General features: G+C 69.0%; 1 protein-coding gene. It reads left to right on the forward strand.

All coding sequences use genetic code 11. The features are described 5' to 3' along the window. Positions 1 to 270 precede the first annotated feature (270 nt). On the forward strand, positions 271 to 615 hold the full coding sequence (locus FV230_RS28960) for a DUF6460 domain-containing protein (protein ID WP_147844799.1): 345 nt from the start codon (positions 271 to 273) through the stop codon (positions 613 to 615). Positions 616 to 715 lie beyond the last annotated feature (100 nt).

The following is a 715-nucleotide window of genomic DNA, read 5'->3' on the forward strand; positions in this document are numbered from 1 at the left end:
TCCGGATCGATCGTCGCCGGGTCGAACAGGGCGTGGTCGATCATGGGGCGTTTCGTCTCGTCTCTTGGGGCTGCGCGGGGCGAGGCGTCACGGCATCCGCGAATTCCGAACCCATCTTGGCGCGCGAGCGCCGCATTGCCATCTCGGTTCGGCCGGCGAAACCGCCTAACGCCCGAACCACGATCCGGTTTCGCGCCCGGTGTGGTGCATCCGTCACGGTTCCGCCGGCTTCGGACGGTTGGAAGACCTTCATCCCGCAAAGGAATGTCGATGATCGTCGAGCACGACCCGCGCCGCCCAGGCCAGAACTATTCGGGAGACCCCTACCAGGGACCGCCGCCGGGCTATCGCGCTTCGGCCCTGCGCCGCTTCCTCGGCGGCTCGCCGGCCGGCGTGTTCCTGCGGCTGCTGTTCCTCTCGGTCCTGGTTGGCGCCTTCATGGCGATGCTCGGGCTGACCCCGGCGCGGCTGTTCTGGCAGATCTACGACGCGGCCCGCGCGCTGATCGATCTCGGCCTCGCCACCTTCCACGATTTCGGCGGCTGGATCCTGGCCGGCGCGGTGGTGGTGGTGCCGCTGTGGCTCATCTCGCGGCTGTTCGCGGTCTCGCGGTAGGCTAGTCTCCACCGCGACCCGGAGGCCGCGTGATCCCAATCGAGCCCATCACCGGCCGGCGCGTGCTCGCGCTCGCCCTGCCGATGACGATCGCCAACGT

Origin of the sequence: Methylobacterium sp. WL6 (assembly GCF_008040095.1) — a bacterium.
Lineage (GTDB): Bacteria > Pseudomonadota > Alphaproteobacteria > Rhizobiales > Beijerinckiaceae > Methylobacterium.

Excerpts from the sequence above, each read along its gene's own strand:
- FV230_RS28960 (WP_147844799.1), top strand. The coding sequence starts at position 271 with ATGATCGTCGAGCACGACCCGCGCCGCCCAGGCCAGAACTATTCGGGA.